Below are 12,948 nucleotides of genomic sequence, written 5' to 3'. Positions count from 1 at the left end.
CGTCAGGAGTCGGCGCAGGCCTTCCCGATCTCGCCGGCGGCGTCGGTGATCGGTTTGAAGTCGGGCTGCTTGCCCTTGGAGACCCGGTCGATGGCGTCGTTGACGGCCTTGGAGAGCCGGTCGGCGGCCGCGTCGATCTTGTCCCCGTTGCCCTCGCGGATCTTCTTGGTGTCGTCGGCGACCTTCCGCAAGGCCTCGACGGTGTGGTTGCGGCGGCTCTCGTCGGTGATCTGCCCGACGTTGATCGCCGAATCCGCGAGGTCCTGGACGTCGCCGGTGAGGCTGATCGCCCGCTTTCCACAGTCCAGGGCCTGGTCGGCGTCGCACGCGGTGAACAACGGGGCCGCGAGGAGCAGTGCGAGCGTGGTGGCGGCCAGACGGTACGGCTTCCTTGTCATGTCTCTATCCCTCCCGCCCCTCTCAACGCCGTTCCGCCGTGCGGAGGTTCCGGAAGACTGCGTGAACCGTTGGGAAAGTCTTTGCTTCCAGCGGAATCTGATGTTCCGTCAGTTTCTCTCGGAGAGGACTCGGGCGTTCACCCCGCTGTGCCGTCGCAGGGTGAACGCCCGGGCGGGTACTACCGGGTGGCGGATTCGGACAGGTCGTGCACCAGGCGGGCGATGGTCGGCACGGCCACCGCGTGGGCGTCGGCCGCCCGCAGCACGGCGCCGCCGATGGCGTCCAACTCGGTCGGCCGTCCGGCCTCCACGTCGCGCTGCATCGAGGACCTCATCGTCCCGGGGATGCGGTCGAAGGAGGCGAGCAGCGTCTGTGCGTCCGCCGGCGCGCCGACGGCCCGGGTGACGGCGGTGATCTCGTCCAGTACGGCGAGGAGTTCGGCCCGGTGCTCGGTCCGTACGGTGCCGATCCCGCTCGCGTGGCGGGTGGTCAGCAGGGCGAACGGCGCGAGGAAGGAGAGCTTGCTCCACAGCATCGCCGTCTCGTCCTCGCGCAGGGCGACGTCCAGGCCGGTGTGCCGCAGCTGCTCGGCGAACTCGGCCACGGGGGAGTCGGCTTCGGCGATCGCGCCCAGCTCGATGGCGGCGAACGGGCTGGTGTGCTCGATCCGCCCGGGCGCCGTCCGGGCGGCCTCGACCCGGATCGTGCCGGCCACCACCCGTCCGGCCGGGTAGCGCTCGCGCAGCAGGGCCATGTGGTCCAGGCCGTTGAGCAGCGGCACCACGATCGCGGTGCCGAGCACCTCCGCGGGCAACCGGTCCAGCGCGGCGGCCAGCGCCGTCTCCTTGACCGTCACGAAGACGGCGTCGACCGGCTCGCGCAGCTCGGTCGCGGCCTCCACCCGGGCGGTGAACTCGCCGAACTCGGCGCTGCGGACCCGCAGTCCGTCCCGCGCGATCGCGGCCGCGGTCGCCTCGCCGGCCAGGCAGACGACCCGGTGGCCGTCGCGGGCGAGCAGCCCGCCGATCAGTCCGCCGACGCCGCCGGGGCCGAGGATGGCGACGGTCAGGGGGGTGGTGGTCATGGTGACTCCTGTGGGTGGGTGGTGAGGGATGGGGAAGCGGAGGGTGGTTTGCGGCTACCGGGGTTGCTGGGAGAAACGGGTCTCCGGGGCGCCGGAGCCGTTCGGGCCGAGGCGGCTGTCGTACCCGGAGCCCGGAGCGACGGCTTCGGGCACCGGGCGGGCCGGTCACGGCGAACGGCGGGATGCGCCCGTCCGGCTGGAGGACCAGGCCGGCGCCCGGGAGCAGCCGTGGACGAAGGTGCCGCGTACCCCGCCGGGCGGCAGCCCGCCGCGCGGGACCGGCAGCCCGCGCGCCTCCGCCTCGGTGCGGCCGAGGCGCGGCTCGGGCGGCAGGTCGATGGTCACCGGATCATGATTCCCCGTCGGGCGGGCCCGGTGGGAGGCGGGGGCGGAAAACGGGAGGGCGCGCCCGGCCCCGGCGGGCTTAGGGTGCGCCGGTGGAGGCTGTGCGGCGAGGGGGAGTCGGCGGATGACGGTGGACGGGCGGTTGGCGGCGGCGGTGCGGGCGCGGGATGTCGACGCCGTGTGGGAGGCACTCGGCGCGGGTGCGGATCCGAACGCCCGCGATGCGGACGGGCCGCCCCTGTTGTGGGTGGCCGTGAACGGGTTTGACCACGAGGTCGCCGGTGTCCTGGTCGACCACGGTGCCGATCCGGACCGTCCGCTGCCCGACGGGACGACCCCGCTGCTGCGCGCGGTGGACCTCGGTTCGTCGGCGCTGGTCGGGGCGGTCCTGGGGAAGGACCCGGCGCTGCGGTTGCCCGCCGACGCGCGTGAGCATCTGCTCGCCCTGGCCAGGGCCTGGTACGAGACGGGGACGGAGGAGGAACTGCGGCGGCGGACCGGGGCCGTGGGACCGGCGGAGCGGGTGTGGGTGACCGAGCGGTACGCGGACGTCGAGCAGGTCTCCCTCGGCGGGCTGACCGTGCGCGCCGGGCACGGAGCCGTGCTGACCGAGCTGGAGTGGAGGTTCCGCGTCCTCACCCCGGTCGACGAGGTGGTGGCCAGGGCCGTCCGGCACCGGGAGCCGGGGCACGTCGGGCAGCAGGCCGGCCGGTTCGTGCTCGCGGAACGCCGTAGTCGGGAGACCTGGTCGGCCCTGACGGCCCACCACCGGCATCCCGACCCCGCGCACCGCGGCTTCGTCGCGGCCTTCCTGTGCGACGCCCCGCTCCTGCGGATGGGGCACGTGGTCGAGTACGAGGCGGAGGAGACGGAGCTGCTCGTCGCCTGGGCGTCGGCCGAGCCGGACGGCGGGGTGCTCGCCGAGGTCCTCCGGGCCCTGGGCGGTCGTGAGCATCCGGAGGAGGAAGCCGTCGGGCTGCGGCACGCCGACCACCCCGATCCGAGGGTGCGGAGCGTGGTGCCGGACCGCCTCGGCACCCCGCTGACCGGGGCGGGCCAGGCCTGCGTGCTCCGGCTGGCGCGGGATCCGGACGCCTCGGTCCGCTCCGCCGCCGCCAGGTCGCTCGGCGACGGCCGGCGCACCCCGGCGACCAGGGCCGCGCTGCTCGCCCTGACCCGCGACGGGTCGCCGGAGGTGCGGCGCGCCGCCGCGTCCGTCCTGGCACCGCCCGCCGACCGGACGCCCGAGGTCGCCGACGCCCTGGCGGCACTGCTGGACGTGGACGACCGGCTGGTGCTCCTGGAGGCGACCTACGGCCTCGCCCTCCGGGACGACCCGCGCACGGGGGAGGCGGTCGAACGGCTCGGGCCGCTGACCGGGCCGGAGTACGAGTACGACGACCGGGCGGGAGCGATCCGGGCCTGGGAGGCCCGAACGCCGCCCGAGGGGACGTAGCACCACCTGCGGGGTTCGGTTTTCCGAACCCCGGATTCGGGTGCCAGCACAATCGATCTCCCGGCCCCGGACGCCCACGATGGAGGGCATGAACGGGATCACGACAGCCGCCGGCACGGCGGCGCACGACGGGGTGACGGACGCGGCCCTGAGCGCGGTCGGGCTGCACCGGCAGTACGGGCGGGGCACGGCGGCCGTCCAGGCGCTGCGCGGGGTCTCGGTGGACTTCGCGCCGGGGACGTTCACGGCGGTGATGGGGCCGTCGGGCTCCGGCAAGACCACCCTGCTGCACTGCCTGGCCGGGATGGACCGTCCGACCAGGGGCACCGTGCGGTGGGGCCGCACCGAGGTGTCCGGGCTGCCCGAGCGGCGGCTGGCGGAGCTGCGCCGTACCCGGGTGGGGTTCGTGTTCCAGGCCTTCAACCTGATGCCCGCGATGACGGTCGGGCAGAACGTCGAGCTGCCCGGCCGGCTCGCCGGGCGGCCGCCGGAGCCGGCCGGGGTGCGGGAGGCGCTGGCCAGGGTCGGGCTGGCCGGGCGGGAGCGGCACCGGCCCGGGCAGCTGTCGGGCGGTCAGCAGCAGCGGGTGGCGATAGCCCGGGCGCTGGTCTCCCGGCCGGAGGTGCTGTTCGCCGACGAGCCGACCGGCGCGCTGGACCGGGCCACCGGGCAGGAGGTCCTCGGCCTGCTGCGCGCGGGCGTCGACACCGACGGACGGACCTGCGTCATGGTCACCCACGACCCGGTCGCCGCCGGGTACGCGGACCGGGTGCTGCTGCTGGCCGACGGCCTGCTGGTGGACGAGCTGATCGCGCCGACGGCCGCGCAGGTCGCCGGGCGGCTGAGCCGGTTGGGCGGGTGAGCACGATGAGCAGTCCCGTACTGAGCCTCTCGGTGGGGCAGATCCGCCGCCGCCCGGCCTCCTTCGCCGGGCTGGGGACAGCGCTGTTCCTGGCGGTGGCGGCGGTGACGCTGTTCGGATCGCTGGTCGCCGCACAGGTCACGGCGCCGGCCGCGGTGGCGCGCACGGCGGTGTCCGGGCCCGGCCTGGTGCTGATCGCCGGGGCCTTCGGCGAGATCGCCGTCCTGGTCGCGCTGTTCGTCGTGGTCAACGCCCTCGGCTTCACCCTGCGCCAGCAGCACCGCGACCTGGCGCTGCTGCGCACCGTCGCGGCGACTCCCCGTCAGGTCCGGCGGGTGGTGCGCGCGCAGGTGGTGGCGACCACCCTGCTGGTGGCCGTGCCGGGCGGCCTGGTGGGCTTCCTCGCCGCCCGGGCCTTCCTCGCCGCACTCCAGCGGCGCGGCATGGCCGCACCCGGGCTGCGGATACCCGGGGCGCCGGTGCCGGCGCTGATCGGGCTGGCGGTGGCGCTGCTGGTGGGCCTGGCGGCCAGTGCCGTGGCGGTCCGCCGGGTCACCCGGCCCGCGCCGGCCGCCGCACTGACCGAGGGCGCGGGCGGGCCACGGCGGACGTCCGTGCCGCGGGTGCTCGCCGGGCTGGGGGTGCTCGCGGGCGGTGGGCTGCTGCTGCGACTGGCGGCGAGCCGGCCGGCCGGGGAGCTGGACAAGGCGGGGCAGGCCTCGCTGCTCGGCTCGCTGGTGCTGCTGGTCGCGGTCGGACTGCTGGGGCCGGTGGCGGCGCGGGTCCTGGCAGCGGTGCTCGGCGCCCCCGCGCGGGTGCTCGCGCCCCGGGCGGGCTGGCTGGCGGACGCCAACCTGCGCGGCTACGCGGCCCGGCTCTCCTCGGCGGTGGTGCCGGTCGCGCTGCTCGTCGGGCTCTCCGGCACCCTGCTGATCCTGACCGGCACCGCCGAGCACGTCGTCCGGGCGACGGGCGCCGCGACCAGCGTCACCAAGCAGAGCGACATCTGGCTGCGCGAGGCGGAGCTCGGGCTGCTGGTCTGCTTCGCGGCGGTCTCCACGGTCAACACCCTGGTGGCGCTGACCGCCGACCGGCGCCGCGAGTTCGCGCTGCTGCGCCTGGTCGGGGCGACGCGGCGGCAGCTGCTGCGGATGCTCGGCGTGGAGGCGGTCCTGACCACGGCGATCGGTGTGCTGCTGGGTGCGGCGGTGGCGGCCGCGGCCTCGGGGGCGTTCAGCCTGGCGGTGACGGGCTCGATGGTGCCGGTGGTGCCGGGCGCGGCGTGCGCCTGGGTGGTGCTGGGGGCGGTGGTGCTCACGGTGCCGGGGATCGTGGGCACGGGGCTGTGGGCGGTCGGCGGTTCGGCGGTGGGGGCGACGGGCGGGGAGCGGGGGTGAGGCGGAGGAGGCGGAGGTCGGCGTTCACGGCGGATGGGTGCGGGGTCGGTGCCATGGCTGTCCGAGGGGTCGTGCGGACGGAAGGGCAGGTGGATGCGGTGGTTCGGGAGGGTCCTGGTGGATGCTGGGGGCCGGTCGGCGGGTGAGCGCCGGTCGGTGAGTGCTGGTCAGTGAGTGTCGGTGGGTGAGCGGTGAGGTGGACGGTGGCGGAGCGGCGGCGGTACCGGTCGGTGCGCGGTGGTGAACTGGCCTTCGCGGTACTCGGGTTGCCGCTCGGCGTGCTCGGCGGGGCGTACGCCGTCGCCGTCCTCTACGCGGGGGCGTTGCTCTCGCTCACCGTGCTGGGCCTGCCGTTCGTGGTGGCCGCTCTGCTCGGGGCGAGGAGGCTCGGCGGGTTGCACCGGTGGCTGGTCGGGCGGCTGCTCGGGGAGGAGGTGCCCGCACCGCGGCCGCTGCCGCGCCCGGCCGGAGTGTTCGCGCGGGGCCGGGTGGTGCTGACGGATCCGGTGGCCTGGCGGACGCTGCTCTACCTCTTCCTACGGCTGCCGCTGGGCGTGCTCGGCTTCCTGGCCGTGGTCGGGCTCCCGCTCGGAAGCGTCTGGCTGGTGGGCTTCCCGCTCTGGGTGCGGATGATGGAGCCGGGCCCGAGGTCGATCGGCCTGCTGGACCTGGGCGCGATCCCGATCGGCCTCGCGGTGCTGGTCGCCGTACCCGCCGCGGTGCAGGCGCTCGGAGGGGCGAACCGCACGCTGGCCCGTACCCTGCTCGGGCCGGTGCGTCCGGACCAGCGGGTGCGTCAGCTGGAGAAGGCCCGCTCCGCCCTGCTGGCCGAGGGCACCGACCGACTGCGGCGCCTGGAACGCGACCTGCACGACGGCACCCAGGCGCAACTGGTCGCGCTCGCCATCACGCTGTCGCTGGCCGACGACGTGCTGGGGGCGGGCACGCCGCCGGGGGCCCTTCCGGCGGTGGGCGGCCCGGCCGGTCGCGGTGCGGACGGCTCGGTCGGGCCCGACCTCGGGCGGCTGCGCACCCTGGTCGACCGGGCCCGCGGGCAGGCCGAGGACACCATCACCGGTCTGCGCCGGCTGACCAGGGGCATCCACCCGGTGGCGCTGGAGGGCGGGTTGGCCGAGGCACTGCCGGGGCTGACCGCCACCTCGCCGGTGCCGGTCGACGTCCGGCTGGACCTGCGGGAGCGTCCGGAGGAGGTGATCGAGCGGGCCGTCTACTTCTGTGCGGCCGAACTGCTGACCAACGTGGCCAAGCACAGTGGCGCGCGGTCGGCGGAGCTGAGCGTGAGCGCCGCCGAGGGAAGGGTCCGGCTGACCGTGCGCGACGACGGGCACGGCGGCGCCGTTTTCGGTGCGGGTACCGGGCTCGCCGGCCTGGCCGAGCGGCTCGCGGTGCTGGACGGGACGCTGCGGGTGGACAGCCCGCCCGGCGGGCCGACGGTGGTCAGCGCCGAGCTGCCCGGCCGGCTCTGACGGGCGGCCACGGCCCGGGCCGTCGGGGTCGCCGTCTCCGAGGGTCGCCGTCTCCGGGGGCGCCGCTCAGGAGGCGCCACCTCCGGAAGGTCCACCTCCGGAGTATCCACCTCAGGAGGCGCCGCTCTCCGCGAGGTAGGCGAGCACGGCCTTGACCCGCCGGTTGTCGGCGTCGGTCGCGGGCAGGTCGAACTTGCCGAACACGGCGGCCACGTGCTTCTCCACCGCCCGTTCCGAGACCACCAGCAGCGTGGCGATCGAGCGGTTGGAGTGCCCCTGCGCCATCAGCTCCAGCACCTCCCGCTCACGCGGGGTGAGCGCGTCCACCCGGCCGCGCCGCCCGCCGTGCAGCAGACCGTTGACGATCTCCGGGTCGAGGGCCGTGCCGCCCGCGGCGACCCGGTGCAGGGCGTCGACGAACTCGGAGGTGCGGGCCACCCGCTCCTTGAGCAGGTAGCCGATGCCGGAGGCGCCGTCGGCCAGCAGCCGGGCCGCCCAGGCGGTCTCGACGTGCTGGGAGAAGACCAGGATGCCGACCTCGGGCAGGGCGGCCCGGATCTCCACGGCGGCTCGGATGCCCTCGTCGGTGTGGGTGGGCGGCATCCGGATGTCCACCACGGCCACGTCGGGCCGGTGCCCGGTGACGGCGGCGATCAGCTCGGGCGCCGTCCCGGCGGTGGCGACCACCGCACACCCTCGGGCGGTGAGGAGTTCGACCATGCCGTCCCGGAGGATCACCGAGTCCTCGGCGAGGACGATGCGGAGCTGCTTGTCGATCATGCCGTCATTATCCGGGCCCCGCCGCCGGCCCGGGGCACGGGGGATGGAGGGGCCGGTCCGCCCTCAGGAGATCTTCAGTTCAGACTGGACAGTCCAGACTGATGAAATTACCGTGGAACCGTGACCGAGAAGCGAACCGCCCGTACCGCCCCGGCCGACTCCGCCGGGCCCACCGAATCCGTGGTTCCCGACAGCGCGGCGCTGGCCGCCCGTGAGCTGCGCGCCGTCTTCAGCCGGCTGCGCCGCACCCTCCGGGAGGCGAGCGGCACCAGCGACCTGACGCCCTCCCAGACCGCCGTGCTCAGTCGGCTGATCAACGACGGTCCGGCCTCCGCCAGCGCACTGGCCGCCGCCGAGCGGGTCCGTCCGCAGTCGATGGCCGCCACCCTCGCCGCGCTGGAACAGCACGGACTGGTCGGGCGCCGCCCCGACCCCGAGGACGGCCGCCGTCAGGTGGTCAGCCTCACCGAGGTCGGCCTGGCCCGGGTCGCGGACAGCCGCCAGGCCCGCGAGGAGTGGCTGACCCGGGCGATGGCGGAGCACTACACCGAGGCCGAGCGCGCCACCGTGCTGGAGGCGCTGGCCCTGATAGACCGGCTGAACCGGTGATGACCGGCCCGGCCGCGCTGCTCGCCCGACTCCGGCCGCGCCGCCGGCAGCCCGCTCCGGACGACGGGTTCGACCGCCGGCTGCTCGCGCCGATGGTGCTCGGCTCGGTGCTCAACCCGATCAACTCGTCGATGATCGCGGTGGCCCTGGTGCCGGTAGGCGTCGCCTTCGGCGCGCCGCCCGCCGAGACCGCCTGGCTGGTCACCGGTCTCTACCTGGCCACCGCCATCGGCCAGCCGGTGATCGGGCGGCTGGTGGACACCCACGGCCCGCGCCGGCTCTATCTCGCCGGGACGGCCCTGGTCGGCCTCGCCGGGCTGCTCGGTGCGCTCGCCCCGTCGCTCGGGCTGCTGATCGCCGCCCGGGTGCTGCTCGGGCTGGGCACCTCCGCGGCCTACCCCGCCGCGATGCACCTGACCCGCAGCGAGGCCGAGCGGACCGGGCGCTCCAGCCCCACCGGGGTGCTGACGGTGCTGGCCGTCGCCAACCAGACCATCGCGGTGGTCGGCCCCACCCTCGGCGGTCTGCTGATCGGCGCGGGCGGCTGGCGGGCGGTCTTCGCCGTCAACGTCCCGCTGTCGCTGGCCTGTCTGGCACTCGGTGCGGCCCGGCTGCCCGTCGCCGCCCGCCGCCCGGCCGGTGCCGACGGAGGGGAGCGCCCCGGTCGTCCGGAACGCCTCGACCACCTCGGGATCGCGCTGTTCGCGGTCCTCCTGCTCGCCCTGGTGCTGTTCCTGATGAAGCCCGGCCCTGCTCGCTGGTACCTGCCGGTGCTCGCCGTCCTGGCAGCCGTGGCCTTCGCCCTCCGCGAGCGGCGGGCCCGCACCCCCTTCATCGACCTGCGGGCGCTCGCCGGCAACCGCCCGCTGATCGCCACCTACCTGCGGCAGGTGCTCGGCTACACCGCCATCTACGCCTTCCTCTACGGCTACACCCAGTGGCTGGAGGAGGGGCGCGGACTGTCGGCCGCCACCGCCGGACTGGTGCTGCTGCCGCTCTCGCTGACCGCGCTCGCGGCCGCCGGGGCCAGCGGCCGCAGTCCGGGCGTACGCGGCAAGCTGCTGGTCGGCTCCGCCTGCCAGATCACGGCCTGCGCCGCCCTGCTGCTGGTCCACGCGAACAGCCCGGGCGCCCTGCTGGTCGGCGTCGGCGTGCTGGCGGGTGTCTCGCAGGGGCTGATCGGGCTCGGCACCCAGACCGCCCTCTACCACCAGGCGGACCCGGCCGCCATCGCCTCGGCGGCCGGTCTGCTGCGCACCTTCATGTACCTCGGCGCCATGGCGGCCTCGGCCGCGAACGCCGCCTTCTTCCCGCACGGCGCCACCACGGTCGGACTGCACCACCTCGCGCTGTTCATGCTCGGCGGCGCGGCCCTGCTCTTCCTCCTGATCGTGCCCGACCGTTCGCTCGGGCGGCTGGGAACGCGCTTGCAACAGGAGATATGACGGTCGATCAGTCCTCCTCGGGCGGGTTTCCGCGCCAGGCGTGGATGCCCGGGGAGAGTTCGACCACCTCAGCCGGGTAGGCGTCGCGGACGAGTCGGAGCAGGGTGCGTTGCTCGTCCAGCCAGTTCGGCGCGGGGGAGAGGACGACCCGGAGGGTGACGCCGGATTCCTCCGCGTCGGAGACGGTCACCCAGAGGCCGCCGGGTCGGCCGGGTTCGATCCGTAGCTCCGGGCCGTGTTCCTCGTCCAGCCAGCGGACCGCGGAGCCGCGGCCGAGTCGGTCCAGGGCGCTTTCCCACTGTCCGAGGTGGCGGTCGGTCACCAGGGTGACGAACTGCCCGCGCACCGAGTCCGCGGTGACGGTGATCTCGCAGTCCAGCCAGTCGTGTCCGAGCAGCGAGCCTGGCGCATGCCGTCCGAGGACGCGTACGCGGACGTTCCGGCCGCCGGTCCGTCCGCCGCACCCGGGCAGGTCGTCGGTGCCGGGGCGGTCGGCGAGTCGTATCAACTCGTTCTGCTGCGAAGGGACTTCACTCACGGCGGACTCCTGTTGGCAGCGGGATCCAGGGGGTGACATCCTCGCGCAGGTGTTCGCCCCGGTGCCAGTCCGGGAGTGGGGCGCTCCGGCCGGGGCCGGCCTGTGGGGGCCCCGGGAAACGGCCGGTGCCCGTGGCCGCCACCCCCGCGGGCGCCGCCGGTACGTGGACGGCCCGCCGGACCGGGAGGGTCGGGCGGGCCGTGCGGGTGCTGCGAAGGGTGCTGCGGGGGATGCTGCGGCCGGTGCGGAGCGCTGCTCGGGCCGTACCGGCTGCCCGGTCGGTGCGGCGCCGGTCGTCGGGTCAGCGGTGGTCCGGGTGGCCGGTGAGCACGGTGGTGAAGATCGGTTCGCCGTGCTGGTGGCCGGTCACGGTGGTGGTGAGGGCGTCCGGATCCCCGCCGGGGGTGTGCTGGGCGGTGATCGTGGTGGGCGCGTCGTGTTCGGCGTACCGGTGGAAGGTCGTGGCCGCGGCGGTCGGCGTGACGGTGGCCGGGCTGCTCAGCGCGTTGGCCGCCTGTCGGGCCGCCTCCAGCAGGACCATGCCCGGGATGTGGTCGTTGGCGTGGTCGAAGAGGATCGGATGCCAGAAGTCGGGGGTGAGGTGCCAGCGGCCGGGGGCGTCCGCCGGGGTCAGGAGGACGTCGCACGGGCGGAGCCGGCCGACCCGGGCCGGCGGGAGCGGGTCGGCGGTCACGACCGGCGCCGCCGGGAGCTCGGCGGAGTGGCGGCCCCGGCGCAGCCGCTGGTAGGTGGAGTCCGGAACGGTGGTGAAGCGGGCGTAGCCGGTGGCGGCCGGCTGTGCGCCCCGTCGGACGACGGTCTCCAGCGTGAAGTCGACGGTGGTGCCGGAGCGGCGCGGCCGGCCGAGGAGCTGGACCTCCAGGGTCAGGTCGGTCGGCGCCGCACCGATCAGCAACTGGCGCGACCGGGTGGTGTAGTCGAGGTTCCACATCATGAACTTGTGGTCGAGCGGTACGCCGAACCGGGTGTGGGCGAGGTAGAGCCCGGCCTGGCGGATCGTTTCAGCGGCTTGGATCGGGTCGTGCCGGGTGCCGTCCGGCGTGCTGAAGAAGGTGTGCGCCCGCGGCCACTGCGCGGTGACGGCGAAGGTGGTGTCCGTGAGCTGTTCGCTGCCGGTGAGGAAGACCTCGGCGTGGCAGGCCCGGTGGACGTACTCCTTGGCGACGGTGCTGGTCAGGCGAGGCGCCGGGGCTGCTGCGGCCGGGCCGGGGATCGTTCCGGAGTCCGTGCCGGTGGTGAGGACGGATGCGGGCGTACGGAAGGCAAGCAGAGTCATGGGGAGCGCTCCGAAAGGCCGTGACGGGCGGGGTGGGCTGCTCAGGGCTCGTAAGATACGTACCTACCGGTTTGGTTTTCAAGGAGCCAGAACAAAGGTTCGTCGGCGGCCGGGCGTGGTCGGACGAGCACGGTGGGTGGGTGTCGATCACCACCCGGAGATCGGCGCCGATGGATGGACCTCCTTGACCTGTGGGGATGTCGACGCGTGACCTTGACAGGTTCATGGCTATTATGTGGTCGTTCGTTGTCATCCCGGCCACAAGTGGGAGCTTGCATTCCGGTAAAGGGGGCTGGCGGCGAGATGTCGGCCATCTGTTCGCCTCATACCGTCCACGCGGTTTTAGTCTGCTCGAGGACGGCCCTATGTGACCTGGGACGCAGGGATCCCGGCTGACCTCGGCGGGTAAGATACGGGGTGTTTGGTTTTGTTTGCCGAGCGTTTCGGGTGGGGTGGTTGCGGTGGTGCGACAGGAACGGGCGGTCCGGACGCGTCGGCTGATCCTGGAGGCGGCGGCGTCGGTCTTCGACCAGTACGGGTACGAGGGGGCGACGATCGGTGAGGTCGTGGCTCGCGCAGGGGTGACCCGGGGGGCGGTGTACTTCCACTTCGCCTCCAAGCGGGAGCTCGCCCAGGGGGTCGTGGAGGAGCAGTTCGACCGGGACGAGATCCCCGAACGGCACTGCAAACTCCAGGAGTTCGTGGACCTCGGGATGGTGGTCGCCCATCTCATGCCGCGCGACCCGGTGTTGAGCGCCGGCGCGCGGCTCTCCCTCGGCCAGGACGTGTTCGGCGACTTCAGCGGCGGCGCCGCGCCCGGCTGGATCCAGCGGGCCGAGACCGTGCTGGAGACGGCCGGCCGGCGCGGCGAACTGCTGCCCCAGGTGGTGCCCGCCGAGACGGCGTGGCTGGTCACCGGGGCCTGGACGGGCGTGCAGATCCAGTCCCAGAAGATGTCCGGCCGGTCGGACCTGGAGCGCCGGGTCGCCTCGCTGTACCAGCACGTGATGCCCAGCATCGCGGTGCCCGGGGTGCTGGCCACGCTCGACCTCGCGGCGGACCGGGGCGGCCGGGTGGTCGCGGAGCTGGCGGCGGCCCGGGCGGCCGAGGCCGAAGCTGAGGCCGAGGCGGCTGCGGGCGGGGCGGCCGGGGCCGGTCCGGCCTGAGTCGGGACGGTCCGGGCGGGGTTCCGATCGGGCTCCGGGTGGGTTCCGGGTGGCTTTCGAGCGGTTCCGAGTGGTCTGCGGGG

13 protein-coding genes are annotated in these 12,948 nt (G+C 74.7%); 7 read left to right on the top strand and 6 right to left on the bottom strand.

The annotated features are described in order from the left end of the window. Positions 1–2: 2 nt before the first annotated feature. The 3 genes from ACFU6K_RS03755 to ACFU6K_RS03745 form a co-directional block, all read right to left on the bottom strand. Complete coding sequence (locus ACFU6K_RS03755; RefSeq protein ID WP_049658815.1) at positions 3–398, bottom strand: hypothetical protein; 396 nt, start codon at positions 396–398, stop codon at positions 3–5. Between the two features lie 179 nt (positions 399–577). Continuing rightward, positions 578–1,483: a ketopantoate reductase family protein gene (locus tag ACFU6K_RS03750; protein ID WP_380660691.1), complete on the bottom strand. Its 906-nt coding sequence runs from the start codon at positions 1,481–1,483 to the stop codon at positions 578–580. A 165-nt stretch (positions 1,484–1,648) separates the two neighbouring features. Continuing rightward, positions 1,649–1,828 carry a hypothetical protein gene (locus tag ACFU6K_RS03745; protein WP_380660690.1) on the bottom strand — a complete coding sequence of 60 codons (180 nt, stop codon included), beginning with the start codon at positions 1,826–1,828 and terminating at the stop codon, positions 1,649–1,651. A 124-nt stretch (positions 1,829–1,952) separates the two neighbouring features. On the opposite strand from ACFU6K_RS03745, the gene ACFU6K_RS03740 reads away from it, so the two are divergent. The 4 genes from ACFU6K_RS03740 (at position 1,953) to ACFU6K_RS03725 (ending at position 7,030) form a co-directional block, all read left to right on the top strand. Next, positions 1,953–3,284 (top strand): HEAT repeat domain-containing protein, encoded by a 1,332-nt coding sequence (locus ACFU6K_RS03740; RefSeq protein ID WP_380660689.1) that lies wholly within the window; start codon positions 1,953–1,955, stop codon positions 3,282–3,284. A gap of 88 nt (positions 3,285–3,372) precedes the next feature. Next, complete coding sequence (locus ACFU6K_RS03735; protein ID WP_380660688.1) at positions 3,373–4,146, top strand: ABC transporter ATP-binding protein; 774 nt, start codon at positions 3,373–3,375, stop codon at positions 4,144–4,146. A gap of 5 nt (positions 4,147–4,151) precedes the next feature. Beyond that, positions 4,152–5,543 (top strand): FtsX-like permease family protein, encoded by a 1,392-nt coding sequence (locus tag ACFU6K_RS03730; RefSeq protein ID WP_380660687.1) that lies wholly within the window; start codon positions 4,152–4,154, stop codon positions 5,541–5,543. Positions 5,544–5,734: 191 nt separating this feature from the next. Continuing rightward, entirely contained in the window at positions 5,735–7,030 is a 1,296-nt protein-coding gene (locus ACFU6K_RS03725) for a sensor histidine kinase (RefSeq protein ID WP_380660686.1), read from the top strand. A gap of 111 nt (positions 7,031–7,141) precedes the next feature. Here ACFU6K_RS03725 and ACFU6K_RS03720 read toward each other — a convergent pair whose 3' ends face one another. Further along, positions 7,142–7,810 (bottom strand): response regulator, encoded by a 669-nt coding sequence (locus ACFU6K_RS03720; protein ID WP_380660685.1) that lies wholly within the window; start codon positions 7,808–7,810, stop codon positions 7,142–7,144. Positions 7,811–7,990: 180 nt separating this feature from the next. Between ACFU6K_RS03720 and ACFU6K_RS03715 the strand changes: the two genes are divergently transcribed. Next, positions 7,991–8,419 carry a MarR family winged helix-turn-helix transcriptional regulator gene (locus tag ACFU6K_RS03715; protein ID WP_049654197.1) on the top strand — a complete coding sequence of 143 codons (429 nt, stop codon included), beginning with the start codon at positions 7,991–7,993 and terminating at the stop codon, positions 8,417–8,419. Then, positions 8,419–9,864, top strand: a complete 1,446-nt coding sequence (locus tag ACFU6K_RS03710) for an MFS transporter (protein ID WP_380660684.1) — start codon at positions 8,419–8,421, stop codon at positions 9,862–9,864. Before ACFU6K_RS03715 ends, ACFU6K_RS03710 begins: the two co-directional genes overlap by 1 nt. Before the next feature lie 7 nt (positions 9,865–9,871). Here ACFU6K_RS03710 and ACFU6K_RS03705 read toward each other — a convergent pair whose 3' ends face one another. Both ACFU6K_RS03705 and ACFU6K_RS03700 read right to left on the bottom strand, forming a co-directional pair. Then, positions 9,872–10,402: a DUF5959 family protein gene (locus ACFU6K_RS03705; protein WP_380660683.1), complete on the bottom strand. Its 531-nt coding sequence runs from the start codon at positions 10,400–10,402 to the stop codon at positions 9,872–9,874. A gap of 301 nt (positions 10,403–10,703) precedes the next feature. Further along, positions 10,704–11,699 (bottom strand): ScbA/BarX family gamma-butyrolactone biosynthesis protein, encoded by a 996-nt coding sequence (locus ACFU6K_RS03700; protein WP_380660682.1) that lies wholly within the window; start codon positions 11,697–11,699, stop codon positions 10,704–10,706. A gap of 461 nt (positions 11,700–12,160) precedes the next feature. Here ACFU6K_RS03700 and ACFU6K_RS03695 point away from each other — a divergent pair, with 461 nt between their 5' ends. Next, a complete protein-coding gene (locus ACFU6K_RS03695) occupies positions 12,161–12,865 on the top strand; it encodes a ScbR family autoregulator-binding transcription factor (RefSeq protein WP_380660681.1) in 705 nt (234 codons plus the stop codon). The last annotated feature ends 83 nt before the right edge of the window (positions 12,866–12,948 follow it).

Source organism: Kitasatospora sp. NPDC057512 (genome assembly GCF_042802135.1).
Lineage (GTDB): Bacteria > Actinomycetota > Actinomycetes > Streptomycetales > Streptomycetaceae > Kitasatospora.
The sequence above is the reverse complement of the archived record's forward strand: the minus strand, read 5'-3'. Positions and strand labels throughout refer to the sequence as shown.

Bases quoted from the DNA above. Each gene is read 5' to 3' on its own strand.
- ACFU6K_RS03755 (WP_049658815.1), bottom strand. From the start codon at position 398: ATGACAAGGAAGCCGTACCGTCTGGCCGCCACCACGCTCGCACTGCTC.
- ACFU6K_RS03750 (WP_380660691.1), bottom strand. From the start codon at position 1,483: ATGACCACCACCCCCCTGACCGTCGCCATCCTCGGCCCCGGCGGCGTC.
- ACFU6K_RS03740 (WP_380660689.1), top strand. From the start codon at position 1,953: ATGACGGTGGACGGGCGGTTGGCGGCGGCGGTGCGGGCGCGGGATGTC.
- ACFU6K_RS03735 (WP_380660688.1), top strand. From the start codon at position 3,373: ATGAACGGGATCACGACAGCCGCCGGCACGGCGGCGCACGACGGGGTG.
- ACFU6K_RS03730 (WP_380660687.1), top strand. From the start codon at position 4,152: ATGAGCAGTCCCGTACTGAGCCTCTCGGTGGGGCAGATCCGCCGCCGC.
- ACFU6K_RS03720 (WP_380660685.1), bottom strand. From the start codon at position 7,810: ATGATCGACAAGCAGCTCCGCATCGTCCTCGCCGAGGACTCGGTGATC.
- ACFU6K_RS03710 (WP_380660684.1), top strand. From the start codon at position 8,419: ATGACCGGCCCGGCCGCGCTGCTCGCCCGACTCCGGCCGCGCCGCCGG.
- ACFU6K_RS03700 (WP_380660682.1), bottom strand. From the start codon at position 11,699: ATGACTCTGCTTGCCTTCCGTACGCCCGCATCCGTCCTCACCACCGGC.